Origin of the sequence: Phenylobacterium sp. (assembly GCF_037189685.1) — a bacterium.
Classification (GTDB): Bacteria; Pseudomonadota; Alphaproteobacteria; order Caulobacterales; family Caulobacteraceae; genus Phenylobacterium.
Genome location: NZ_JBBCIT010000013.1, coordinates 192,615 through 216,352, shown reverse-complemented (window position 1 = coordinate 216,352; position 23,738 = coordinate 192,615). Strand labels below are relative to the sequence as shown.

Genomic DNA, 23,738 nt, shown 5'->3' with positions numbered 1-23,738 from the left:
GACATGACCGAAGCTCCCGACCGCGCCCGCGCCGCCCGCCCGCTCCCGAAGCCCGGGATCATGGACATCCACGCCTATGTGCCCGGCAAGGCCCAGGCCGAGGGCGTCGCCAATCCGGTCAAGCTGTCGGCGAACGAGAACATCCTGGGCTCCAGCGAGGCGGCCCGCGAAGCCTACCGCGCCCATTCCACCGACCTCGAGGTCTATCCCGACAGCCGCACCACGATCCTGCGCCAGGCGATCGCCCAACGGTATCGGCTGGAGCCCGAGCGGCTCATCTTCGGTTGCGGCTCGGACGAGGTCTTCGCCCTTCTGAACCAGACCTTCCTCGAGCCGGGCGACAACATCGTGCAGGGCGAGTACGGCTTCGCCGCCTTCGCCATCGGCGCCCACGCCTGTCAGGCGCAAGTGAAGTACGCCCGCGAGCCAGGATACCGCATCGACGTGGACGAGCTTCTGAAGGAAGTCGACGACCGCACGCGCCTGGTCTTCCTGGCCAACCCCGGCAACCCGACCGGCACCTGGATCCCCTTCTCGGAGGTCCTGCGCCTGCACGCCGCCCTGCCGCCCAGCGTGGTGCTGGTGCTGGACGGGGCCTACTCCGAGTTCGCCACCGACCCGGCGTTCCAGGACGGCCTCGACTTCGCCCGCGGCTCGGAGAACGTGGTGGTCACGCACACCTTCTCGAAGCTGCACGGCCTGGCCGCCCTGCGCGTGGGCTGGGGCTACGCCCCCGCCGACATCGCCGCCGCCGTGGACCGCATCCGCCTCCCGTTCAACACCTCGATCGCCGGTCAGCACGCCGCCGTCGCCGCCCTGGCGGACGAGGATTTCCAGGCCCGCTCCATCGCCCACGTCGAACAGTGGCGCGCCTGGCTGGCGCAACAGCTCGGCGGCCTGGGCCTGGAGGTGGTGGGGCCATCCGCCACCAACTTCGTCCTCGTCGGCTTCCCTCAGACACCCGGCAGGACGGCAGCCGAGGCGGACGACTTCCTGAGCGCCCGCGGCCTTCTCATGCGGCGGGTGCTGAACTATGGCCTGCCCGACCACCTGCGGATCACCATCGGGCTGGAGGCGCACAACCGCGCCGCGGTCGATGCGCTGGCCGAATTCATGAAGACCTGAGCCCGTGACGACGACGCCGATCTATCCCCGGATGGCCGTGATCGGCTGCGGCCTGATCGGCTCGTCGGTGATCCGCGCCGCGCGCGAGACCGGCGCCGTGGGCGAGATCGCGGTCGCCGAGTCGTCCGAGGCCGCCCGCGCCACGATCGCCGAGCTGGGACTGGCCGACCGGCTGACGGCCGATCCTGCCGAAGCGGTCCGCGACGCCGACCTGGTGCTGTTCGCCGTTCCGGTGCTGTCGATGGAGGCCGCCGCCCGCGCCGCCGCGCCGGGCCTGAAGCCGGGCGCCACGGTCACCGACGTGGGCTCGGTCAAGGCGCACGTAGCCGAAGCGCTGAGGGCCGGGTGCCCCGAGACGGTCCATGTGATCCCCGGCCATCCGATCGCCGGCTCCGAGCGCTCGGGACCGGAAGCCGGTTTCGCCGAACTGTTCCAGAACCGCTGGACCATCCTGACGCCGCAGGAGCGGGACGATCCCGCCTATGCCGAAGCCGTGGCGCGGCTGATCACGTTCTGGACCACCCTCGGGGCCAACGTCGAGACGATGGACGCCAAGCATCACGACCTGGTGCTGGCCATCACCAGCCATCTGCCGCACCTGATCGCCTACAACATCGTCGGCACCACCGCCGACCTCGAGGCGGTCACCCAGGCCGAGGTGATGAAATATTCCGCCGGCGGCTTCCGCGACTTCACCCGCATCGCCGCCTCCGACCCCACCATGTGGCGCGACGTCTTCCTGACCAACAAGGAGGCGGTGCTCGAGATGCTGGGCCGCTTCAGCGAGGACCTCCAGGCGCTGAGCCGCGCCATCCGCTGGGGCGAGGGCGACAAGCTCTTCGAGCTGTTCAGCCGCACGCGCGAGATAAGGCGCGGCATCGTGGCCCTGGGCCAGGAGAGCGCCGAGCCGAACTTCGGCCGCGATCGCGGAAAGCACTGAAGCCGCCACAATCGCATAATATCGGCGCAGCATGGACGAGCTTCCGTCCCGCCGAACCGGAGGACCTTCTGATGCGCAAGATCACCCCGACGATCCTGGCCGCCGCGTTCGCCGCGGCCCCGATGGCCGCGCTTGCCCAGATGCCCACGCCGGCCGACCTCGTGAAGAATTGGGACAAGGACGGCGACGGCGCCATCTCCAAGGCCGAGTGGGTCGCCGCGGGCCGACCCGCCGAGCGCTTCGACGCCGTCGACGCCAACAAGGACGGCAAGGTCACCGCCGCCGAGCTCGACGCCGCCATGAACGCGCTACGCCAGCGCGGGGGATGAGGCCTACGGCTTGCAGACGACCGGGAAGGTGACGTTCACGAGGGTGGCGGGCGCTGCCGACGCTGCGGTTGGCGCGACGCGATAGGCGATCCCGTTCTCGTCCAGGAACGCCTGGAGGATCGTCACGGGCGCGGCGAAGTTCACGTTCTGCGGGAACGTCCCCGTCTCGCTGACCAGCCGGACCTCGTCCAGCTTGGCGGCGGTCACGCCGATGAGGGCGCCTGTCGCGTCGACCACCGGACCACCGCTGTTCCCAGGTTGGATCGGGGCCGAGAGCTGGAACAGCCCGCGGTCGCCCTGCGGGCCGCTCAGGCCGGCCACGACGCCGGTGGTGATCTTGAGGCCGCCGCCCAGCAACCCGCCCAGCGGAAAGCCCCCGACGCTCAGCGGCTCGCCCAGCCGCGGACCGCGGCCCCGCAGCGCCAGCGACTGGCCGCTCGCGGACTCCAGCTTGAGGATCGCCAGGTCCGCGGGCCGGTCGACGGCGACCAACCGGACTCGGCCCCAGCGCGGCGACTCCACCTCCCGGCACTGCGCGACGACATGGGCGGCCGTGACCGCAAAGCCATCCGCGGTGATGAAGAACGCCGACCCCGAACCGCCACCGCCATCCCCGCGACCTGAGCCGCCGGGCGTCGTATTCTGCGACCGGCCTTCTGGCGTCGAACGGGGCCTGGAAGCCGGCGCGGCCGACGCGGAGAGTCCCTTGCCCCACCAGCCGGACTTGCCAGCGACGCAGTCCGCCAACCCGTCGAGCACACCGTCAACACCGGTGCCCTCCAGGTTCATGGCCAGGACGGTTCGCCCATCCACGGCGATCCGGAACCGGCTCGCCAATCGAAGCGCTGCGAGCGCCCGGTTGTTCAACACGTCGTCCAGATAGAGATAGCCATCATCGTAGCTGGGCTCGAAGTCGAAGCTCCACGCGTCCGTCTCGAACGCGCCCTTCCGACCGGGTTTGAGCGCGCGGGACGAGACTGCGCCGAACGAGACACCGTCGCCTGTCGCGCTCAACATGAACGCTCCGCCGTCACCGAGGACGGAGATCGCCACGCACCGTCCATCCTCGTGGTCCACGCTCAGCCGCCAGTATCCTTCGGCGTTCAGCACCCCCGGGGGGTCGTCGGCGGCAAGCAGGGCCTGATCGACGCCCTCGCCCCACCAGCCGGCCTGCCCCTTGCCGCAAGCCAGCACCGCATCGAGCGCCGCCTCGGCGCCCGTGTCCTCGAGGCCAATGTCCAAAACGGTGCGGCCGTCGACCTTGATCTTGACGCCTCGGGCCAGCCGCAGCGCCGCCAGAACCCGTTCCGACACCGTATGCTCGAGCATCAGGAAGTCGCCGCTGTCGTTATAGTCCGGGATGAACTGGAAGACGTGGGTGTCGGTCTCCAGCACGCCTTTCTTGCCACGACGCTGCGGCCCCTCGGTCATCACCGACAGCCCCACCATCGCCCCGGAGGCGTTGATCATGAACAGCGCCTTCGTACGGGTCGGCACGCTCGCGAGGCAGTGTCTGCTGTCGGCCTTGCCCCGGCCGACGGACCAGTAACCCTGCCGTTCGAGAACCATCTCCTCGGCCGCCTGCGCTGCGCCGGCGCATGCCGCCACCATCACCGCCAGAACAACGGCCAAAGCTCTCCGCAACATCGGCATTCCCCCGAAAGCCTCCGGCGCACACGTTGCGTCTCAACGGTGAAGATGTACTTACCCCACACTCAACCCTGGCTGTCCGCCATCGTCAAGAACATATGCGGAACATCAACCCGGTTCGCCGTCGGTCTGCGCCAGGAATTCGGCCACCTGCTCGATGGCTTCCACCAGGCCCACGCGCTGAAGTTCCACCCCCGGCGGCAGGCCCGCGAACAGACGTGTGGGGGACGAGGCGTCCAGCAACACGAAGCAGCCCTTGTCGTCGGCGCGGCGGATGAGGCGGCCGAAGGCCTGGGCGATGCGGGCGCGGGCTATGGCGTCGTCGTAGCTCTTGTTCCCGAAGCGCCCCCGCCGCGCCTTGTGCAGGATGTCGGGCCGTGGCCAGGGAATGCGGTCGAAGACCAGGAGCCGCAGCGAGCGGCCCGGCACGTCCACGCCGTCCCTGACCGCATCGGTGCCCAGGAGGCAGGCGTCCTCCTCGGCGCGGAAGATGTCGACCAGCGCGCCCACCTCCAGCGGGTCCACATGCTGGGCGTAGAGCGCCAGGCCCCGGTCGGCCAGCGGCCCCGCGATCCGCTCATGCACCGCGCGCAGGCGGCGGATGGCGGTGAAGAGGCCCAGGCCCCCGCCGCCGGCGGCCAGGAACAGCTCGCGCATGGCGGCGGCCACCTGGCGCGGATCGTCCTTGGCCACGTCGGTCACCACCAGGGCGCGGGCCTGGCGGGCATAGTCGAACGGCGAGACCGCCTTCATCGTCTTCGGCCGCTCGGGCAGGCGTGCGGCGCCGGTGCGCATCTCGGCCAGCGCGAAGGGATCGTCCAGCGTCGGATCGGCGAGGGTGGCGGACGTGACCAGCACCCCGTGCGCCGGGGCGATGACCGCGTTGGTCAAGGGTTCGGTGGGATCCACCCAGTGGCGGCGGCTGGCGGCGTCCACCACCCGGCCGAACATGAACGTGGCGTCGAACCAGTCGACGAAATCGGGGTCGTCCTCGGCGTCCTCGTCGATGGCCGACAGCATCGAGCGCCAGGCGGGAAGCTGCATCCGCGCGCGGCGGTCGAGACCCCGCAGGGCGCCTTCGATCCGGGCCCGCTCGGACGGCGACAGCAGCTCGGCCTCGACGTCCATCACGTCCTCCAGCGCCCGCGCCAGCGCCAGCAGCGGCTGCTCCAGCCGCGCCAGCGCCGCCGCCGCAGACCGCGCCGTCTCGCGCACGAGGTCCAGGGCCGGACGCGCGGCACACTCCATCCCGACCTCGCTGGGGGCCGCCCCCCCCTTGTGATTTCTGGCCTTGAGCTGCTCCAGCACCGCCACCAGGAAGGCCTCCACCGGGCCACTGGGGCGCACCTCGCCATTGGGCGGCGCGATCCGCCCGCTCCAGCCTTCGCCCGGCAGGGCCGCGGCCGCTTCGAGCGCCGTGTGCAGCGCCCTCCGGGCCTCCTCGCGGTCGCCCAGCAGGTCGGAGAGCCGCGCCTCCAGACCGCGCCCGCGCCGGCCGCGTCCCTCGGGCCCGCGGATCCAGCGGCGCAGCTCGGCCGCCTCCTGCCCCGACAGCGCCGCCGAGAACGCCGCGTCGGCGGCGTCGAACAGGTGGTGGCCCTCGTCGAAGACGATGCGCTTCAGCCGCGCCGTCTCGGCGTCGCCCGGGCTGCCGCGCGCCGCCCGCGCCCCGTCGAACGCCGCCTGGCTCAGCACCAGGGCGTGGTTGGCGATCACGATGTCGGCCCGCCGGCTGCCGCGGATCGCCTTCTCCACGAAACAGGCGCGGTAGTGCTGGCATCCGGCGTGGACGCACTCGCCCCGCCGGTCCACCAGGTTCGCCGCGCTGGCCTGGGCGGCGGGCGAGACGGCGAACAGGCTGGGCAGCCAGGCGGGGAAGTCGCCGCCCGTCATGTCGCCGTCGCGGGTGGCCCGCGCCCAGCGCGCCGCCAGCGCAACGCCCACGAGGTCGGCCCCGCCGAGCTGGGCGGCGTTCGCCTGCTCCTGGAAGTTCAGCAGGCACAGGTAGTTCTCGCGCCCCTTGCGCACGACGGCCTTCTTCGCGCGGGCCTTCTCGTCGGGCCAGATGGCGGCGCTCTCGCGCTCGATCTGGCGTTGGAGAGCGCGGGTGTAGGTGGAAACCCAGACGGCCGGTCCGTTCGCCTCGGCCCACAGCGAGGCGGGCGCGAGATAGCCCAGCGTCTTGCCCACGCCGGTGCCCGCCTCGGCCAGCATCATGTTGGGCTCGCCCTCGCGCATCCGGGGCTGGAAGACGTGGGCCGTCTCGGCGGCGTAGTCGGCCTGGGCCGGCCGCGGCTCCGACAACCCCGCCTGGGCCAGCAGGCCGGCCAGCCGCCCGCGGGCGTCGTCGGGCGGGACGGGCTTGCTCCCCGGCTCGCCGGGCGGCGCCTCGGCCTCCCATTCCGCCAGCCGCGTCCAGACGTCCAGGCCCGAGCCGCGGAACATGTTGCCCGCCGGCGCCGAGCGCAGGGCCGCCAGAACGGCGACGCCCCAGGGCCAGCCGGCGCGCGCCAGGGTCTCGGCCTGGGCGATGGCCTCCTCGCGGCCGGGCGTCGGCGCGGCGGCCAGCTCGGCCAGCAGCACACGCGACGCCTCATGCAGGCTGGCCGCCTGATCGGCCGGCGCGCGCGGGATCGGCAGCCCCAGCGCCTGCGCCAGTCCCACCGCCGACGGCGCCGCGAACCGCGCCGGGCGTGCGAAGGCGAACAGCTCCAGCACGTCGAACAGGCGCGGCCCGCGCGGCGGCGCATGCAGCCCCAGCCGGCGCGCCGTCATCGCCGCATGGGCCACCACCACCGGCGCGCCTTCGAACAGGTCGCGCGCGTCCGGCGGCCGGATCGGCTGCGCGTCCCCGTTCGGCGCACACACCCCGCACCGCGGCCCGGGCAGGACCACGAGCGCGGGCGCAAGCTGGAGCTGGGCGACGGTGGGCGGGAGAGTCACCCATGGAGGTTAGGCCGGACGGGCAGCGAACGGAAGGGGAACCGCAAGCTTCTGAATGAGTCCCCAAAGCCGACCGAAGGACCGTCGTCGTCGCCACTTGCATGCGCTGCACATGTGACTAGACTAGTTACATGTCCATGATCCAGATCCGCAATGTCCCCGAGGCGCTTCACCGCCGGTTGAAGGCGCGGGCGGCGATGGCGGGCCTGTCGCTCTCCGACATGCTGCTGCGGGAGATCGCCGCCGTCGCGGAGCGCCCCTCGCCCGAGGAAATGCGGGCGCGTCTGGCGAAGCTCACGCCCGTCGATTTCGACGCGGCCGCCGCGGTGAGGGCCGAGCGCGACTCGCGGTGATCGTCCTTGATGCGTCGGCCGCGCTCGAGATCCTGCGGCGCGGTCCCGCGGAAGACACCCTCGTGCAGCGGCTGTTCGCACGGGGCGAGACCTTGCATGCGCCGCACCTCATCGATCTGGAGATCGCCCAGGTGCTGCGACGCCTGGTGCTGAGCGGACAGTTGACGGAGTCGGCCGGCGCCGCAGCGCTCGACGTCTGGCGCGGGTTCCCCGTCCGCCGGCATGGGCACGAAACGCTCATGCCGCGCGTGTGGTCGCTCAGGGCGACGATGACGGCCTATGACGCCGCCTATATCGCCCTGGCGGAGGCGCTCGGCGCCGTGTTGCTCACCAAGGACGCCAAGCTGGCGCGGACACCCGGCCACCGGGTGAACGTAGAGGTGATCTGAACCCCTACTTCTCGGTCAGCGTCCACACCCCGTCCCAGCCCGCGTCCGGCGACGCGGCGGCCAGGACGCGGCAGCGCTCGAGGTAGATCGCCGAGGGCCGGTCCTGCGGGTCCAGCTCCAGGGCCGCGCCGAACGCCCGCGCGGCGCCCTCGAAGTCCCGCGCCCGGTACGCCGTCAGCCCCTCGCCGAACGTCTTCAGCAGCGCCGGCAGGGCCGCCTCGCCGGCGCGGTAGCCGAGGGATTCATAGACCGCCACCGGCCGGTCCTTGCCCTTCACCCGGATCAGGTCGATCTCGCGAAGGGTCGCCGGACGCTTCAGGTCGCGGACGGTCATCTCGGAGAGCAGCACCTTGGCGCCATACTGCTTGGTGACGCCCTCCAGCCGCGAGGCCAGGTTCACCGTGTCGCCGATGGCCGTGTACTCCATCCGACGTTCCGAACCGATGTTGCCGATGACGGTGGGGCCGGTCGAGAAGCCGATCCCGATGTCCAGCGGCGCCTCGTTCCGCCCGGCGCGCCGGGCGTTCAGCACCGCCAGCCGCGCCATCATGTCGTCGGCGGTCGACAGCGCATTGTCGGCGTCGTTCGGCCCCACGAAGGGCGAGCCGAACAGGGCCATGATCCCGTCGCCCATGTATTTGTCGAGGATGCCGTCGTGCTGGAAGATCACCTCGACCATCTCGGTGAAATAGGCGTTCAGGAGTTGCACGGTCTCACGCGGGCCGAGCGCCTCGGCGATGGCGGTGAAGCGGCGGACGTCCGAGAACATCACCGTCACCTTCTGCTCCTTGCCGCCCAATTCGGCCTCGCCGGCGGAGAGGAGCTGGTCGGCCACCTCCTTCGACATGTAGCGGCTCATGGTCGAGCGGACGCGCTTCTCCTCGGTGATGTCCTCCAGCACCAGCATCGAACCGATCCGCTGCTCGGTGGCGTCGATCAGGGGCATCGCCGTCAGGTTCACCGAGGCCTTGGCGCCCGACCACTGGGCCAGCTCGGCGTCGACCGCCAGCACCGTCTCGCCCGTCGCCTGCGTCTTCGCCAGGCCGTCCAGCACCCAGGGGTTGGCCGCGAACAGCTCGCCCGAGGCGCGGCCCACCAGGGCCTCGCGGTTCTGGTCCAGCAGGGCCGTCGCCGCGTCGTTCGCCGTCACGATCCGCCCCCCGGCGTCCAGGGTGACGATGGCGTTCGACGTGCTCTTCAGGATCGCCTCGTTGTAGTTCTTCATCGACAGCACGTCGTCGAAGAGCTTGGCGTTCTCCAGGCTGACCGCGATCTGGGCCGCGAAGGCCTTCAGGCGCGACTCGTCGCGGGCGGTGAAGACGCCCTCCTTCTTGTTCAGCGCCTGGACCACGCCGATGCGGGCGCCCGCCTTGTTGGCGATGGGCACGCACAGGATCGAGCGGGTGCGGAAGCCCGTGCGCGTGTCCACCTCGCGGTTGAAGCGCGGGTCCTCGTAGGCGTCCGGGATGTTCTCGATGCGGCCGGTGGTGAAGACGGCGCCGGCGATGCCGCGGTCGGTGGGCACGTGGATGCCCCGCGTCTCGACCCCGTCGGCATAGACGGTGAACAGCTCGTCGGCCTTGTCGTCGTAGACGAACAGGCTGGCGCGCTCGGCGGCGAGCAGGCCGGTCGTCGCCTGCATGATGCGCGCGATCAGCACCTCCAGCACCAGCTCGCCGGCCAGGTCCTGGGTCACCTCCAGGATCTGCTGCTCCTCGCGCAGCGAGGCGAGCATCAGGGCGAAGCCGCGGTTGATCTCGGCGTATTCATCGGCGGTCAGCACCTCGACCCTGGCCTCGTCGAGACGGCCGCGCTCCACCTGGCGGATCGCGTCGACCAGCCGGCCGGCCGAGCGGGAGACGTCGGTCGAGGTCAGGATCGCCATCGAGACCGCGCCCAGGATGCAGACGGCCACCACCGCGGCGCTCCACAGGTTGAGCGCGAAGATGTCGGCCTCGGGCACCGCGAAGCCGTAGCCGGAGATCATCCGGTCGAACTTGTAGAGGAACGATCCGGCGCTGAAGATCAGCGGCAGCGCGCAGACGAAGACGGCCAGGAACAGCAGCTTGCTGCGTAGCGGGACGGCGATCAGGTCGGCCTGTTGCTCGGAGGGGATCGGCCCGCCCAGCGCCTGGGCCAATCGCTGGATCACCGGCTCCACGGTGCGCCCGACGGCGAAGTACTCGAAGATCGCGTGCGCCGGCGACGCGAACACCAGGATCAGCACCGCCAGCCCGACGAACTGCCACATGGCGATGCCGCCGTGGAAGTAGGTGTTGATGGTGTAGATCGCCGCACAGAGCGACAGCGTCGCCATCGGCCCGTGCAGCAGGGTGACGCGCACCGCCGACATCTGGGGCAGGTTCAGCGCGCGGACCGCCGCCTCGGCCAGGATGGCGTCCGGCGGCCGCTCGCCGCGGTCGAGCGCGCTCAGGACCGGCGCGAGCGGCTTCAGGTGGCTGCGGATCACCCAGACGTCGATCGAGGTGAAGAAGGCCGTGGCCGCCGGCACGCAGGCCCAGAACAGCAGCCACTGGCGCGGCGTGAACTCCAGCCCCAACAGGCCCAGCCCCATCGAGACGGTGACCGCCGTGACGGTGGCCAGGAGGTAGATGGTGATGAGACGCCAGAACAGCGCCCGACCGGAATCGACAGCCGGCGGCGCTGCGGCTCCAGGCGCTGCTCCGGGGGCGACTTGTGGGACGTGCGAGGCCAGGGTGCTCACGCGCGCTCCCGGCTGTGCGCGACGGTTCGACGATCCATGACCCAGCCCTACCGACGCTCCCCGAACGCCATTCTAACGCCCGTTCGACGCCCCGCACAGAGCCGCCGCTCGCCTTCCCGTCCAGGACATGGTTGATTGTCCTTCCGGGGAACACAACGACCGAAACGACGCCGCGCCGGAGTCCCCGCCATGCCGATATCCCGAACCTCCGCCGCGGGCTTCGCCGCCGTCCTGGCCCTGGCGTCGACGGGCGCACACGCGGCCCCGCCTCCGGCGGCCGAACAAGCCGTGGTTCACGAGGTTCTGGCCCAGGCGGTGCGCGCCCGGCCTGCGCCCGAGGTCCGCATCTCGTATTCCCCCGAAGCGACCGAGGCTCTGGCCCTGCGTCGCGCGGGACTCGCGAAGACCTCGGTGGATCGCCGCCTGGGGGACGAGGACATGACGGGATCGCTGGGTTTCCTCTGCGGTCTCCAGTCCGGCGCCGACCGGGGCGGGGCGGCCGCGGCGCGCGGCGTCGATCCTCACGGCCGCTTCCTGGGCGCCAAGCTCAGCCTGTCCTTCCGCTGAACCCCGGGGCGGACGGCTACCGCACCACAAGGGTCAGAGGCGCCCCGTGGCGCCGCACCAGCCGGCGAAGCAGCACCGAGACGGGACCGGCCGGAACGGGCGTGACCACATACTGCCGGCCCGCCCCGCCCGTGTAGCTCGTGCGGTCCGCCCCGATCAGGCCGATACGCAGCACCTCGCCGGTGTCCTCGCGCACGGCGAAGGTCTCGGGATAGTCCACGTCGAAGTCGGCCAGGGTGACGCGCACCCGCCCCGCCGCCGGCCGCCGTCCCCAGGTGCGCACCGCGTTCGACAGGCTCGACGCCACGACCGCCCGCATCTCGGTCTTGAGCGGCGTCTCGGGATCGAACCCTGGCGTGCAGTCGGTCGGCAGATCGACACGCAGCCGCCGGGAGGCCCCGCCGTAGACGCGCCGGCGCTCGCGTTCGAAGCCGGGCTCGCCGCGCAGCCGCTCGGCGTTGTAGCCGGATCTCTGGACCACCACGGGCCCGGCGCCGCGCTCGGCGATGGCGTAGGCGTCGGCCCAATGCAGGACGCGGGGCACCGAGCGCAGGTCCTCGCTCCAGGCGTAGGCCATCCGCCCGTCGGTGCGGACGTCGAACGTCGCCGTCTGTCCCAACCGCGCGTAGGGATCGCCCCACCACGTCCGGCTGAAGCAGACGTGGCGCCTCAGGGCCTCGGCGACCTGAGCGTCCGAGAGTTCGGCGCGGGCGCTTCCACCCGCCAGAAGGACAGCCAGCGCCGCCGCGATCGCCGGAAAGCGGCGCATGGTCCGGGTATCAGCCGGCGATGGCCGCGGCCCCCTGCTCGCCGGTGCGGATACGCAACGCATGCTCCAGGTCGAGGACGAAGATCTTGCCGTCGCCGATCTTGCTGGTGTTGGCCGTCGCCTGGATCGCCTCGACCACCGCCTCGGCGATATCGGCCGGCACGGCGATCTCCAGCTTCACCTTGGGCAGCAGCTTCACCTCGTATTCCGCCCCGCGATAGACCTCGGTCTTGCCGCGCTGTCGGCCGTACCCCCGCACTTCTGTGACCGTGAGGCCGGACGCGCCAGCTTCCGTGACGGCGTCGAGCACCGCGTCCAGGCGGCTGGGCTTGATGACCGCGATGATCATTTTCATGCGCGCAGAGGCTCCTGCTCGAACTCGCTCGGGACCACAGCTAAGACCTTCGGCGCGACGGCGCCAAGCGCTCTCGATGCGGCGGCGCATCGGGTGTCCTCGAAACGGGCGCCGCAGCCGGCGACGGCGCGAGTGCGGGACGGGCTGCGCGCACCCGGGCCCGCGTCCCCTTCGGCTTGACGGCGAAGGTCTGTTTCACCGCCTCCATGAGCAGCAGGCCCGCAAAGCCCGGCCAGAGCCGCGAGCCCGCCTGCTCGAACCCCTCGGCCCATCCCGCCATCCAGCCGACAGGTGGGACATACAGCGCCCGGGTCCAGCCCGCAGGCTCCAGTTCGGCCTCTCGCAGCAGTTCGGCGAGCTGGCTTCGCGTGTACGGGCGGCCGTGGCCAAAAGGCGTTCTCTCGGTGTTGGCCCAGAGTCCATTGCGCGAAGCCACGGTCACGATCACCCGGCCGGTCGGCGCCAGAACCCGCCAGACCTCGCGCAGGAAGGCCACCGGGTCCTGGCTCTCCTCCAGGCTGTGGACCACGACGATCCGGTCGAACAGGGCGTTCTGGAACGGCAGGCCGTCCTCGGGCGTCAGGGTGGCCAGGTTGCGGGCTTCGCCGCCCGGCCAGACCTCCACGCCCTGCTGCGCCGGCATGGCCGCCACCACCCGGCGGGCGCGGTCCCTCAGCGGCGCGACGAACGGCGTCGCATAGCCCACGGCCAGGACGTCGAGGCCGGCGGCGTCCCCCCACGCCTCCTCCAGCTTGCGCGAGACCATGGCGCGCGCAGCCCGGCCCAGGTCCGAGGCGTAGAACCGGCGAAGGTCGAGCACGTCGCGCCGCATGCCCCTGGCTAGCGCCGATCGTCGTCCCGTGAAAGGCGCCGCGCCGCATCGGGTCGACGCAGAGCCGCAGGGGGCCTAAACGCAGGGGGCCTAAATCGGAGAGGCGTCGCCCCGGAGACCCGCCATGCCGCTGACCGTCCACCAGTTTCCCTGCCTTTCGGACAACTACGGCTTCCTCGTCCGCGACGAGGCGTCGGGCCGGACCGCCTGCATCGACACGCCCGAGACGGCCGCCGTCCTGCGCGAGCTGGAGGCGCTGGGCTGGGAGCTGGACTTCATCTTCAACACCCACTGGCACCCCGACCACGCCGGCGGCAACGCCGACATCAAGGCGGTCACCGGCTGCACGATCGTCGGTCCCGCAGAGGTCACCCGCATCGCCCCTCTCGACCGCGAAGTCGGCGGTGGCGACACGGTGGCGCTGGGCGAGACGACCTTCGAGGTGATCGAGAGCGGCGGCCACACCCTCGGCCACGTCGCGTTCTACGATCCCGCCGACCGCGTGGCCTTTGTCGGCGACACCCTGTTCGCCCTGGGCTGCGGGCGCCTGTTCGAGGGCACGGCCGAGCAGATGTGGGACAGCCTCCAGAGGCTGGCCGCCCTGCCGGACGACACCACCGTCTACTGCGCGCACGAATACACCGCGTCCAACGCGCGCTTCGCCCTCTCGGTGGACGACGGCCCGGCGTTGAAGACCCGCGCCGCAGAGGTGTTCGCCGCCCGCGAGCGCGGCGACTGGACCGTGCCCACCACGATCGGACTGGAGAAGGCCACCAATCCCTTCCTGAGGGCGCCGCTGCTGGCGGATCGCGTGAACGCCGCCGGGCAGCCCGACGCCCAGGCCTTCGCCGCGGTCCGCGCCGCCAAGGACAGTTTCAAGGGCTGACGTTCCCTTCCCCCTGCGTGGGAAAGGGGGATTCAGTCGCCGGTGCGGATCGCCTTCGCGACCCGGTCCGAAGAAGGACGGCCGGCCAGGCCGTGGCCCGGCGACACGACGATCGTCAGGACGCCCTCCGCCAGCGACGCGGAGGGCCTTCGCCCTTCGGAGAAACGCACGCTGTCGACCTGCCCCAGCGCTTCGCGATCGCGGCCGGCGAGGCGCACGAAGGCCAGGCTGACCACCATCGCCGCATCGGCGATCAGCGCGGCCGACGCCGGCGTCGCCTCGGCCTCGAACACCACCTGCCGCCGCGCCGCCCGCCCCGAACGCACGCTGGCCTGCAGCATCCGCTCGCTGAGCGCCTGGGGGCTGAGGCCGCCCAGGCGCAACGGAACACCGCCGCCCGCAAGGGACACGGGTTCGCCAGCGGGCCGCTGGCGGCTGAAGAGGATGACGCCGCCCAGCCGGGTCGCCCGCAGCACGGGCTCGCCCAGGTCGTTCTTGTAGATGACGTCGCCGCGCGGCGCAGGGCTGGGGCTCAGCACCCAGACCTCGGGACTGTCCTCGAACTTCAGCATCGGCGCGGGCTGCGTGCGGTCCAGGACGAAGACCCGGCCGTCCTGCGAGACGAAACGCGCGATCGGCGGCGCCGAAATCTCGGCCGAGCGGCCGCGGTAGAGGCTGTCCCGCAGCTTGTCCGCGGGGCCGGCCAGCGCCCCGGCCCCCGTGGACAAGGTGGCCGACAGGCCGGCGGCGCCGGCCAGCGCCGCGCAGATCACCCTCCTCGACGCCTTGGGTCCGCCTGTCATGCCAAGCTAGGGGATGCCTCGGGATCGGGGCGCTTTTTGGACGCCCGACGGGTGACTTCTGGCCGGCGGAACAGCCCGCCGGTCACCCGACCATGTACTGGCCACCGTTAAGCGCGAGTGTCGTGCCCGTCACATAGCCGGCGCGCTCGCCCGCAAGGAAGGCCACCATGTCGGCGATTTCCTCGCCCTTGCCCAGGCGGCCGACCGGGATCTGGGCGATGATGCCCTCCAGCACCTTCTCGGGTACGGCCTGCACCATCTCGGTGTCGATGTAGCCCGGAGCGATGCAGTTCACCGTCACGCCCTTGCGCGCATTCTCGAGGGCCAGGGCCTTGGTGAAGCCGATCATTCCGGCCTTGGCGGCGGAATAGTTCGTCTGGCCCATCTGGCCTTTCTGGCCGTTGATCGAGCTGATGTTGACGACCCGGCCCCAGCCGCGGTCGCGCATGCCCTCGATCACCTGGCGGGTCATGTTGAACAGGCTGTCCATGTTCACCCGGATGACCTCGCTCCACTGCTCGGAGGTCATCTTGTGGAACACGCCGTCGCGGGTGATGCCGGCGTTGTTCACCAGCACGTCGATGGGGCCGAGCTGTTTTTCCACGGCTTCGGCGGCGTGCTTGCAGTCGGCGAAGTTCCCGACGTTGCCCTTCACGACCATGATGCCGAGTTCCTTGGCGCACGCCTCGGCGGCCGCATCATTGCCGGAATAGCCGGCCGCCACCTGCATCCCGTCGGCTTTCAGCCGCTCGCAGATGGCGCGACCGATGCCACGGGTCCCGCCCGTCACCAACGCAACCCTGGCCATTTCGTCGTTCTCCCTCGAGTCCCGGACCGCCGCCCGTTGATCGGGCGTCCGGTGGCTATCAGACCTTTTCCACGCACATTGCGACACCCATGCCGCCGCCGACGCACAGGGTGGCGAGTCCCTTTCGGGCGTCCGAACGCTGCATCTCGTGCAGCAGGGTGGTCAGGATGCGCGCGCCGGAAGCGCCGATCGGATGCCCGATCGCGATGGCGCCGCCATTCACATTCACCTTGTCCGAATCGAGGCCCAGTTCCCGCACCACGCACAGCGCCTGGGCGGCGAAGGCCTCGTTCGATTCGATCAGGTCCAGGTCCGTGACCTTCCAGCCCGCCTTCTCCAGCGCCTTGCGGCTGGCGGGGATCGGGCCGGTGCCCATGATCTCGGGCTCGACGCCGGCGTGGGCCCAGGAGGCGATCCGCGCCAGGGGCTTCAGGCCACGCTTCTTCGCCTCGTCCGCGCTCATCAGCACCAGGGCGACGGCGCCGTCGTTGAGGCCCGAGGCGTGGGCCGCCGTCACCGAGCCTTCCTTGCTGAACGCCGGGCGCAGGCCCGCCATCGCCTCGATGGTGGCCCCGTGCCGGATGTATTCATCCTGGTCGACCACCGTGTCGCCCTTGCGGCCCTTGATGGTCACGGGCGCGATCTCGTCCTTGAACTTGCCCGCCTTCTGGGCCGCCTCGGCGCGATTCTGCGAGGCGACGGCGAACCTGTCCTGGTCCTCGCGGGTGATCTGCCAGCGGGCGGCGATGTTCTCGGCCGTCTGGCCCATATGATAGCCGTGGAAGGCGTCCCACAGGCCGTCCTTGATCATGGTGTCGACCAGGGCCAGGTCGCCCATCTTCTGGCCACCGCGGAGTTGCTGGGCGTGGGGCGACTGGCTCATGCTCTCCTGCCCGCCCGCGATCACGATCTCGGCCGACCCGTCCAGGATCTGCTGGGCCGCGAGCGCCACGGCGCGCAGGCCGGAGCCACAGAGCTGGTTCAGGCTCCAGGCCGGGCTCTCCACCGGAATGCCGGCGTTCACCGCCGCCTGGCGGGCGGGTCCCTGGCCCGCGCCGGCCTGCAGAACCTGGCCCATGATGACCTCGTCGACGTCGTCGGCTGCGATCCCGGCGCGGTCGACGGCCGCCTGGATGGCCACCTTGCCCAGTTCGTGAGCGGGCAGGCTGGACAGCGCCCCGTTGAATGACCCCACCGGCGTGCGTGCGGCGGAAACGATGACGATGTCGCTCATGACAGGTTCCTGCGGCTGATCTCGTACGGCCCTGCCTGCATCTATCAACGGCAGCCCTGCGCAGGGCAAGGGGAGATGAGCAACGGGAGATCGAGCGCAAGCACAGGGCGAGCGCCGGGACAGGGCGAGCGCCTGATCGCCCGATGTCATTTGCTTATGCGCTCGCATCCGCGATACTGCGGTGCAGAAGGGCGGCCGAGTCATCGGCCTGCTGCGCAAAGGATTAGGGATGGCTGACACCGAAGGCGCCGGCGACGCCCCTGGAGCGACGGGTGGAGCAACGGGCGGGCGGGGTACGGGCGAGCGGGTCGTGATCAAGAAGTACGCCAACCGGCGTCTCTACAACACGGCCTCCTCCAGTTACGTCACGCTGGAACATCTCGCCGAGATGGTGAAACAGGGCGTCGACTTCGTCGTCTACGACGCGAAGACCAATGAGGACATCACCCGGACGGTCCTCACCCAGATCATCTTCGAGGAAGAGGAGAAGAGCCAGGGCCAGAGCCTGCTGCCGATCCAGTTCCTCCGCCAGCTCATCAGCTTCTACGGCAACTCCATGCAGGCGTTCCTGCCCAGCTACCTCGAGATGTCGCTGGCCAGCTTCACCCAGCAGCAGGAGCGTCTGCGCCAGCAGCTCTCCACCTTCGGCCAGGCCGGGGGCATGGCGGCCTACGAGGAGCAGATCCGCCAGAACCTGCAACTCTTCGACCGGGCGATGAAGATGTTCTCGCCCTTCGCCTACGCGCCGCCGGCCAAGCCCGAGGACCCGCCGGCGCCGCCCAGGGCCGAGGCGCCGCCGCCCTCGCCCGGAACCGCCCCGCCCGGAACCGCCCCGGCCGGCGGCGCTTCGGCCGCGGACGAGGCGCTCCTGGCCTTGCGCAAGCAGATGGCCGACATGCAGGCTCAGCTCGACAAACTCTCGAAAGGTTGAGTTCGCGACGTGGCCCACGCATTGCAGGTTGTGCGACATGATGTCCCGCATTGACCGCATCCGACGTGCGGCCCTGGTGCGAAGGGCCTACCGCGCCGAGGCTGACGGCCCCGACGCGGCGACCCGCGCCGAGCCGGGCCTTCCCGTGCCGGCGGGCAGGGTCGAACCGCCGCGTTCGTTCCGCGACGGCGCCGCGGAGTCCGGATTCGCCGCCCAGCTCATCGGCCAGGACGGCCAGCGTCGTGGCCTCCGGGCCGGCGCCTCATTGCTCGACTTCGCCCGCGCCGCCTACAATCGCGTGGAATGGTCGGGCAGCTTCGACCGCCGCGCACGCAAGGGCCGGCAGGCCAAGACCGAGATCTGACCCGTCGGTGGCTGGCCTTGGGCCGCGCCGAACGCCCCCTGTCCTCTTCAGGCCGCTTCAGGCGGCCCGGCGGCTGATCAGCCCCGAAGCCAGGGTGACGGCGGCCAGCAGTTCGGCCGCCGCGAACGGTTTGCCCACGAACCCGAGGGCCACATCCAGCTCCACCAGATGGGCGTTGGGTCCGCCCGATATGAACAGCGCCTTGAGGTTCCAGCGCGCATACAGGTCGCGCGCCAGGGCGACACCGTCGTCCGCCCCTTCCAGCTCCACGTCCAGGATGGCGAAGTCGACCGCATGCTGGCCGGCGAGCACCGCCGCGCTCGCAGCCGTCGAAGCGGTCGCGACGACGAGATGGCCCGCGTCAGTGAGGGCCTCCACGATCGAGGCCGAGAGATCCGGATCGTCTTCGACCACCAGCAGGGCGAGCGGAGGCGCCGGCGCCGCAAGGCCCTTCTCGTCCGCCGCGCCCTTGTCCGAGGGCAGGAACACCTTGCCGGTCGGCGCCGAAGCGGGCGCGCCGGCGCGCTCGGCCTCGAACTGCTGCGCGAGCAGGGGGCGCACCTGCCGCCACAGGTCGCCGTCCGAGGCCGCGGGATCGAGCGGCACGTCGAAAAGCCGCGCGAAGGTTTCCAGGGCGGCCCTGGCCTCCTCGTCCATCGGCGCGGCGCCGGGCTTCAGCAGCGGGTCGTAGCTGGCGCACAGGTCGCGGAAGGCGTCCACGCGGACGGAGAGGGGAACGGCGTCGGCGCGGCCGGTCTGGATGTGCATGTGGGATTCTCCCTCTGTCGACGCCTAGGCGCCATCCAAGCCATCGGTCGCAGCGCGGGCGCGCTGAGGACGCGAATGTCGACTGACCAAGTCGTATTTGATCGCGGCCGTTCCAGGGCGTCAGCTTCACAATAAGTTTGATCGACCGAGCCGCCCCTGCGGGCGGGCGAAAGGCTCACGCGATGTTGAAGCGCGGCGCGGCCGGGCCGCCTCAGAGATCCTGGCGCGCCAGCAACCGGACCAGCTCGGCCTCGAGCGCAGCCACGCGCCGCTCCAGCGCCGCGATCCGCCGGTCTCCATCCGGTTCGCATGCGTTCTCGCCTGCCGCTCCCTCTCCCGCCGCATCCGGAGGCGGCGTCGGCGTGGAAACGCCGGCGCGGTCCGCCACCTCCTCCGCGGAGACGCCCAGCAACTCGGCAAAGGCCGCCACCTGCCCGGCGGAAAGTTCCCTCTGATCCTTGAAGACCAGCGCCAGATCGGCCTCGCTCAACCCCGCGACGGCGGCCAGCACGGCCCGCGAAAGGCTGCGTTCCGCCAGTTTCCCGTCGAACCAGGGGGCGTCGAAGAAGAGGGCCATGGGCTTCGTCCGGTCTGGCACCGGACTTGCTTAACCAAGTTCGACCCCGCCCGCCACGGACCGGCCGATGCTGATCTTCCTCTCCCGCATCTTCGACGTCGCCGTCGTCGCCCTGATCCTCAGCGCCTTCACCTGACCCCGCCGCGCCGCGGGCCGCTCAGACGACGCCGTGCTGCTTCAGCAGCGCCTGCTCGTCGCCCGAAACCCAGCCAAAGACCTTGAGGTCTCCGTCCAACGCCTGGACGAGGTAGTGGACCTCGAAATCGATCGCCACGTCCGGCCGGCCCTTGCGCGCATAGGTCGCCGTCCAGGCGACGTGGGCGACGCCGTGGAGCGCGTCCATGGGGGAAAGGCGGACGTCGCGCAGCCGCATCGCCTTCGTCCCGATCTCACGGTAGCGGGCGTAGCCCTGCGCCATGGCCTGCCGGAGCTGGTCGTCGTTACGGCCCGTCATGACCCCCGCGGGCGAAGCGGCGATGAACTCGGGCGCGTACAGCGTGGCGACCTCGTCCATCCCTATCTCGTCGCCGAGGGCCTGGTTGAAGATCCTCTCGTACCGTTCGAAGAACGCTCTCACGTCCGCTTCCATCGTCCGTCCTCCCGGCGCGGCCGCGCCCTGGCCCTGCCGTTCAGACTTCGTCCGCGCCCCCCGGGTCCCGCGCGCGGGACTTGAGCCACATCACGCCCGCGAGGTCGGAGACCGAGGCCCAAAGCCGCCCCAGGTTGGTGTATTTCGAGCGCCCCGTGCGGCGGTGGCGGTGGTTCACCGGCCGGAAGGCCACCTCATAGCCCTCGCGCAGCATCAGCGCCGGCAGGTAGCGGTGGATGTGGTCGAAATAGGGAAGCCGCAGGAACGCCTCGCGCCGCATCGCCTTGAGGCCGCAGCCGGTATCGTTGGCGGTGTCGTTCAGCAGACGGCGGCGCACCCCGTTGCCCACCTTCGAGGCCCACTTCTTGGCGGCGCTGTCCTGGCGCTTCACCCGTTCGCCGCCTACCAGCGCCAGGCCCGGCGGCCCGGCCAGCAGGGCCTCGACCAGCGCCGGCGCGTCGGCCGGGTCGTTCTGGCCGTCCCCGTCCAGGGTGACCACCAACGGCGCGCGGGCCGCAAGGACCCCCGTGCGCAGGGCGCGGCTCTGGCCGGCGTTGCGCCGGTGGGCCACCACCCGAAGCTGCGGGATCTCCGCCGCAAGACCCTTCAGCGCCGCCCGCGTGCCGTCGCGGCTGGCGTCGTCCACGAAGACGATCTCGAAAGACCGGCCCGCGAAGGCGGCGGCGATCTCGCGCGCCAGCGACGGCGCGGCGCCCTCCTCGTCGAAGACGGGAACCACCACCGAGATGTCGGGAGTCGTCTCGGGCGCATCGTCCATGCGCCGTCATAGAGCGCTTTCGGGCGAAAGGCAGGCCGGTTGGAACTCCGAAAAGCACGAAAGGACACGAAAGGGCCGGCCACACCCGGCCTCCGCGCAAGCGGAGGCGCCATCATGGACCGCGGAAGGACGCGGACGGCGAAGCTGCGGTTCCGCGCCCTTCCGCGTTTTTCGTGGTTCCTTGAAATTCGAGAGGCGCCGCTTCGCGGCGTTTCAGGCCGAAGCGGCTTTCGTGCTTTTCATGGTCAAAGCCGAACCACGGCGGGCGCCGCGGCGGGTCGACGGATCGTGCTATCAGGGCGCCATGAGTCTGGAGCGCACGCTGGAACGATGGAGCGGGGGCTGGCGAGGGCCGGCGTTCGCCGCACTGATCGCCTTCCTCGCCGGCCTGCCGGGCCTCGTCGCCATGCCGCCCCTGGATCGCGACGAATCGCGTTTCGCCCAGGCCACGGCCCAGATGCTGGAGCGCGACGACTTCGTGGTCATCCGCTTCCAGGACGATCCGCGCTTCAAGAAGCCCGTCGGCATCCACTGGATGCAGGCGGTCAGCGTCCACACCCTCTCACGCCCCGAAGCGCGCGAGATCTGGGCCTATCGCATCCCCTCCCTGGCCGGGGCGATGCTGGCCGCCGCCGCCTGCGCCTGGGGCGCCGGGGCCCTGTTCGGCGCGCGGGCCGGCGTTCTGGCCGGCGCGATGCTGGGCGCGACGTTCCTGCTCTCGACCGAGGCCTTCATCGCCAAGACGGACGCCGTGCTGGCGGGCATGACCACGCTGGCGCTCGCGGCGCTGGCGCGCCTCTACGCGGCGCGGAACGGCGGCCCCCCCACCTCGCCGCTGACGGTATGGGCGTTCTGGGTCGCGGTGGCGGTGGGGATTCTGGTGAAGGGACCGATCACCCCGATGGTCGCCGGCCTGGCGATGCTGTTCCTGGCCGCCTGGGACCGGCGCGCCGGCTGGATGGCCGGGTTGCAGTGGTGGTGGGGCCTCATCGTCCTCCTGGCCATCGTGGGACCTTGGGCCGGCGCGGTCACCGTGGCCACCGACGGCGGATTCTGGACCGAAGCCGTGGGCGCGGACCTGGCGCCCAAGCTGGCGGGAGGCCACGAGACCCACGGGGGGCCGTTCGGCTACCATACCCTGCTGGCGCCGATCCTGGCGTTTCCGATCACCCTCCTGCTGCCGGCGGCGGCCGTGGCGGCGTGGCGTCATCGCGCCGAGCCCGGCGTGCGGTTCGCGGTCGCCTGGCTCGTCCCCACCTGGCTGGTGTTCGAGATCCTGCCCACCAAGCTGCCGCACTACACCTTGCCGGCCTATGCGCCTCTGGCCTGGCTGGCGGCGCGGGCGATCGTGGCTCCCGCCGGAGGTGCGGAGACGGTCGGCCTCGCGGCTCGCTGGCTGGGGGCCGTCCTTGCGGGCGTGGTCGGCTTCGCCCTGGCGGCCGGGGTCTTCTACCTGCTCTCGCTCTACGGCGGCCCGTCCGACGCCCCGATGGTCCTCTGGGCCGGCGCGGCGACGGCCGCCGCCCTGGCCGCCGCAGGCGTTGTGGGCGGATGGCTGCTGGTGGCGCGCGCGCCGGTCTCGGCCCTGGCCGCCGCCCTGGTCCTGGGCGCGCTGGGGCACGGCCTCCTGGCGGCGGCCGTCGCGCCACGGCTGGAGCCGCTGTGGGTCTCGACCCGCCTGGAGACCGCCCTGGACAGCGCGCGCCTGCTGCCCCGCCAGGGGATCGCCGAGGCGCCCGTCGAGGTGGCCGGCTACGCCGAGCCCAGCCTGGTCTTCGCCCTGGGCACCGACACCGGCCTGGGCGGTCCCGAGGACGCCGCGCGCGCCATCGCCGGCGAACGCCCGGCCATCGTCGAGCGCCGCGAGGCCGAGGCCTTCCGCAAGGCCCTGGCCTCACGCGGCGTCCGGGCCGTAGAGGTCGCCCGCATCCGGGGGATCAACTACTCCAAGGGCGACGACGTGGACCTCCGGGTCTATGTGGCGCCCGAGGTTCTGGAAGAGGTGCGGCCATGAGCCGGCGTATCGAGATCGTCGAAGTCGGGCCCAGAGACGGCCTTCAGAACGAGAAGACCCTGTTCGACATCGACCAGAAGCTGGAGATGATCCGCCGCCTCGAGGACGCGGGCGCGCGGCGCATGGAGGTGGTGTCGTTCGTCAATCCCAGGCGCGTGCCCCAGATGGCCGGCGCCGAGGAGATCATGGCCGCCCTGCCGCACACGCCGGGGCGTTCGCGCATCGGCCTGGTGCTGAACCTGCGCGGCTGGGAGCGCTGCGTGGCGGCGAAGTGCGACGAGGCCAACGTCGTGGTCTGCGCCAGCGACGGCTTCGGCATCCGCAACCAGGGCGCCTCGGTGGACGACCAGGTGAAGGCGATGGCCGACATCGTGGCCGTGCGCCGCAAGGAGGAGCCGCCGATAACCGTGACCGTGTCGGTCGCCTTCGGCTGCCCGTTCGAGGGCGAGGTGCCCGAGGCGCGGGTGGTCGACATCGTCCGCGCCGCCGCCGACCTGCGGGTGGCCGAGATCGCGCTCGCCGACACCATCGGCGTCGCCGACCCCTGGATGGTCCGCCGGCGCGTGGAAGCGGCGCGCAAGGCCGCCGGCCACATCCCCCTGCGCCTCCACTTCCACGACACCCGCAACACCGGCCTGGCCAACGCCTTCGCCGGCGTCGAGGCGGGCATCGACATCCTCGACGCCTCCGTGGGCGGCCTGGGCGGCTGTCCTTTCGCCCCCAACGCCACCGGGAACATCGGCACCGAGGATCTCGTCTACATGCTGGAGCGCGCCGGCTTCGAGACCGGCTACGACCTCGGAAAGCTCATCGAGATCGGGAACTGGGCGTCCGACCTCCTGGGCAAGCGCGTGGCCTCGTCGGTGGCCCGGGCCGGGGGGTTTCCGCAGCCCCAACCGGCCTGAGCGCGGAAATACGATCTTCGGCCTTCCGCGCGCCGCAGACCCGAGCCTCCGCGCATGCAGAAACCCCAGCATCTTTTTGTCCACGGATTCACACGGAGACACAC

At 71.2% G+C, this 23,738-nt stretch carries 24 protein-coding genes; 11 read left to right on the top strand and 13 right to left on the bottom strand.

The window, feature by feature from the left end; genetic code table 11:
• Positions 1–3: 3 nt before the first annotated feature.
• From WG212_RS10035 to WG212_RS10025, 3 genes are all read left to right on the top strand, one after another.
• Positions 4–1,125 (top strand): histidinol-phosphate transaminase, encoded by a 1,122-nt coding sequence (locus tag WG212_RS10035; protein ID WP_337186962.1) that lies wholly within the window; start codon positions 4–6, stop codon positions 1,123–1,125.
• Between the two features lie 4 nt (positions 1,126–1,129).
• On the top strand, positions 1,130–2,065 hold the full coding sequence (locus WG212_RS10030; protein WP_337186950.1) for a prephenate/arogenate dehydrogenase family protein: 936 nt from the start codon (positions 1,130–1,132) through the stop codon (positions 2,063–2,065).
• A 71-nt stretch (positions 2,066–2,136) separates the two neighbouring features.
• A complete protein-coding gene (locus WG212_RS10025; RefSeq protein ID WP_337186949.1) occupies positions 2,137–2,394 on the top strand; it encodes an EF-hand domain-containing protein in 258 nt (85 codons plus the stop codon).
• A 3-nt stretch (positions 2,395–2,397) separates the two neighbouring features.
• Here WG212_RS10025 and WG212_RS10020 read toward each other — a convergent pair whose 3' ends face one another.
• Entirely contained in the window at positions 2,398–4,026 is a 1,629-nt protein-coding gene (locus WG212_RS10020; RefSeq protein WP_337186948.1) for a serine protease, read from the bottom strand.
• 126 nt (positions 4,027–4,152) lie between these two features.
• The gene (locus WG212_RS10015) at positions 4,153–6,987 is read right to left on the bottom strand and encodes an ATP-dependent DNA helicase (protein ID WP_337186947.1); all 2,835 of its coding nucleotides are present in this window, start codon (positions 6,985–6,987) and stop codon (positions 4,153–4,155) included.
• A 131-nt stretch (positions 6,988–7,118) separates the two neighbouring features.
• Here WG212_RS10015 and WG212_RS10010 point away from each other — a divergent pair, with 131 nt between their 5' ends.
• Positions 7,119–7,340 carry a hypothetical protein gene (locus WG212_RS10010; RefSeq protein ID WP_293378455.1) on the top strand — a complete coding sequence of 74 codons (222 nt, stop codon included), beginning with the start codon at positions 7,119–7,121 and terminating at the stop codon, positions 7,338–7,340.
• The gene (locus tag WG212_RS10005) at positions 7,337–7,729 is read left to right on the top strand and encodes a type II toxin-antitoxin system VapC family toxin (protein ID WP_337186946.1); all 393 of its coding nucleotides are present in this window, start codon (positions 7,337–7,339) and stop codon (positions 7,727–7,729) included. The genes WG212_RS10010 and WG212_RS10005 overlap by 4 nt, the downstream gene beginning before the upstream one ends.
• 4 nt (positions 7,730–7,733) lie before the next feature.
• Here the strand turns inward: WG212_RS10005 and WG212_RS10000 are convergent, their stop codons facing one another.
• Complete coding sequence (locus WG212_RS10000; RefSeq protein ID WP_337186945.1) at positions 7,734–10,454, bottom strand: adenylate/guanylate cyclase domain-containing protein; 2,721 nt, start codon at positions 10,452–10,454, stop codon at positions 7,734–7,736.
• A 189-nt stretch (positions 10,455–10,643) separates the two neighbouring features.
• On the opposite strand from WG212_RS10000, the gene WG212_RS09995 reads away from it, so the two are divergent.
• On the top strand, positions 10,644–11,021 hold the full coding sequence (locus WG212_RS09995; RefSeq protein ID WP_337186944.1) for a hypothetical protein: 378 nt from the start codon (positions 10,644–10,646) through the stop codon (positions 11,019–11,021).
• A 16-nt stretch (positions 11,022–11,037) separates the two neighbouring features.
• Here WG212_RS09995 and WG212_RS09990 read toward each other — a convergent pair whose 3' ends face one another.
• The 3 genes from WG212_RS09990 to WG212_RS09980 are packed head-to-tail and all read right to left on the bottom strand — an operon-like array spanning position 11,038 to position 12,977.
• The gene (locus WG212_RS09990) at positions 11,038–11,790 is read right to left on the bottom strand and encodes a hypothetical protein (RefSeq protein WP_337186943.1); all 753 of its coding nucleotides are present in this window, start codon (positions 11,788–11,790) and stop codon (positions 11,038–11,040) included.
• Positions 11,791–11,800: 10 nt separating this feature from the next.
• Positions 11,801–12,145 carry a P-II family nitrogen regulator gene (locus WG212_RS09985; RefSeq protein ID WP_293378471.1) on the bottom strand — a complete coding sequence of 115 codons (345 nt, stop codon included), beginning with the start codon at positions 12,143–12,145 and terminating at the stop codon, positions 11,801–11,803.
• 40 nt (positions 12,146–12,185) lie between these two features.
• Positions 12,186–12,977, bottom strand: coding sequence for a class I SAM-dependent methyltransferase (locus tag WG212_RS09980; RefSeq protein ID WP_337186942.1), 792 nt, complete (start codon positions 12,975–12,977; stop codon positions 12,186–12,188).
• Between the two features lie 124 nt (positions 12,978–13,101).
• On the opposite strand from WG212_RS09980, the gene gloB reads away from it, so the two are divergent.
• A complete protein-coding gene (gloB, locus tag WG212_RS09975; RefSeq protein WP_337186941.1) occupies positions 13,102–13,863 on the top strand; it encodes a hydroxyacylglutathione hydrolase in 762 nt (253 codons plus the stop codon).
• A gap of 32 nt (positions 13,864–13,895) precedes the next feature.
• Here gloB and WG212_RS09970 read toward each other — a convergent pair whose 3' ends face one another.
• From WG212_RS09970 to WG212_RS09960, 3 genes are all read right to left on the bottom strand, one after another.
• A complete protein-coding gene (locus WG212_RS09970; protein ID WP_337186940.1) occupies positions 13,896–14,666 on the bottom strand; it encodes a DUF4908 domain-containing protein in 771 nt (256 codons plus the stop codon).
• Positions 14,667–14,748: 82 nt separating this feature from the next.
• Positions 14,749–15,474: a beta-ketoacyl-ACP reductase gene (locus WG212_RS09965; RefSeq protein WP_337186939.1), complete on the bottom strand. Its 726-nt coding sequence runs from the start codon at positions 15,472–15,474 to the stop codon at positions 14,749–14,751.
• A gap of 58 nt (positions 15,475–15,532) precedes the next feature.
• On the bottom strand, positions 15,533–16,708 hold the full coding sequence (locus tag WG212_RS09960) for an acetyl-CoA C-acetyltransferase (RefSeq protein ID WP_337186938.1): 1,176 nt from the start codon (positions 16,706–16,708) through the stop codon (positions 15,533–15,535).
• A 229-nt stretch (positions 16,709–16,937) separates the two neighbouring features.
• Between WG212_RS09960 and phaR the strand changes: the two genes are divergently transcribed.
• Together phaR and WG212_RS09950 are read left to right on the top strand one after the other, a co-directional pair.
• Positions 16,938–17,639: a polyhydroxyalkanoate synthesis repressor PhaR gene (gene phaR, locus WG212_RS09955; RefSeq protein WP_337186937.1), complete on the top strand. Its 702-nt coding sequence runs from the start codon at positions 16,938–16,940 to the stop codon at positions 17,637–17,639.
• 37 nt (positions 17,640–17,676) lie between these two features.
• Positions 17,677–18,003 (top strand): hypothetical protein, encoded by a 327-nt coding sequence (locus tag WG212_RS09950; RefSeq protein WP_337186936.1) that lies wholly within the window; start codon positions 17,677–17,679, stop codon positions 18,001–18,003.
• A gap of 57 nt (positions 18,004–18,060) precedes the next feature.
• Here WG212_RS09950 and WG212_RS09945 read toward each other — a convergent pair whose 3' ends face one another.
• The 4 genes from WG212_RS09945 to WG212_RS09930 form a co-directional block, all read right to left on the bottom strand.
• Positions 18,061–18,771: a response regulator gene (locus tag WG212_RS09945; RefSeq protein ID WP_337186935.1), complete on the bottom strand. Its 711-nt coding sequence runs from the start codon at positions 18,769–18,771 to the stop codon at positions 18,061–18,063.
• A 211-nt stretch (positions 18,772–18,982) separates the two neighbouring features.
• Positions 18,983–19,348 carry a DNA-binding protein gene (locus WG212_RS09940; RefSeq protein WP_337186934.1) on the bottom strand — a complete coding sequence of 122 codons (366 nt, stop codon included), beginning with the start codon at positions 19,346–19,348 and terminating at the stop codon, positions 18,983–18,985.
• A gap of 157 nt (positions 19,349–19,505) precedes the next feature.
• Positions 19,506–19,925 (bottom strand): nuclear transport factor 2 family protein, encoded by a 420-nt coding sequence (locus WG212_RS09935; protein WP_337186933.1) that lies wholly within the window; start codon positions 19,923–19,925, stop codon positions 19,506–19,508.
• A gap of 52 nt (positions 19,926–19,977) precedes the next feature.
• Positions 19,978–20,715 (bottom strand): glycosyltransferase family 2 protein, encoded by a 738-nt coding sequence (locus tag WG212_RS09930; RefSeq protein ID WP_337186932.1) that lies wholly within the window; start codon positions 20,713–20,715, stop codon positions 19,978–19,980.
• 241 nt (positions 20,716–20,956) lie between these two features.
• On the opposite strand from WG212_RS09930, the gene WG212_RS09925 reads away from it, so the two are divergent.
• Both WG212_RS09925 and WG212_RS09920 read left to right on the top strand, forming a co-directional pair.
• Entirely contained in the window at positions 20,957–22,729 is a 1,773-nt protein-coding gene (locus WG212_RS09925) for a glycosyltransferase family 39 protein (protein WP_337186931.1), read from the top strand.
• The gene (locus WG212_RS09920; RefSeq protein ID WP_337186930.1) at positions 22,726–23,634 is read left to right on the top strand and encodes a hydroxymethylglutaryl-CoA lyase; all 909 of its coding nucleotides are present in this window, start codon (positions 22,726–22,728) and stop codon (positions 23,632–23,634) included. Before WG212_RS09925 ends, WG212_RS09920 begins: the two co-directional genes overlap by 4 nt.
• The last annotated feature ends 104 nt before the right edge of the window (positions 23,635–23,738 follow it).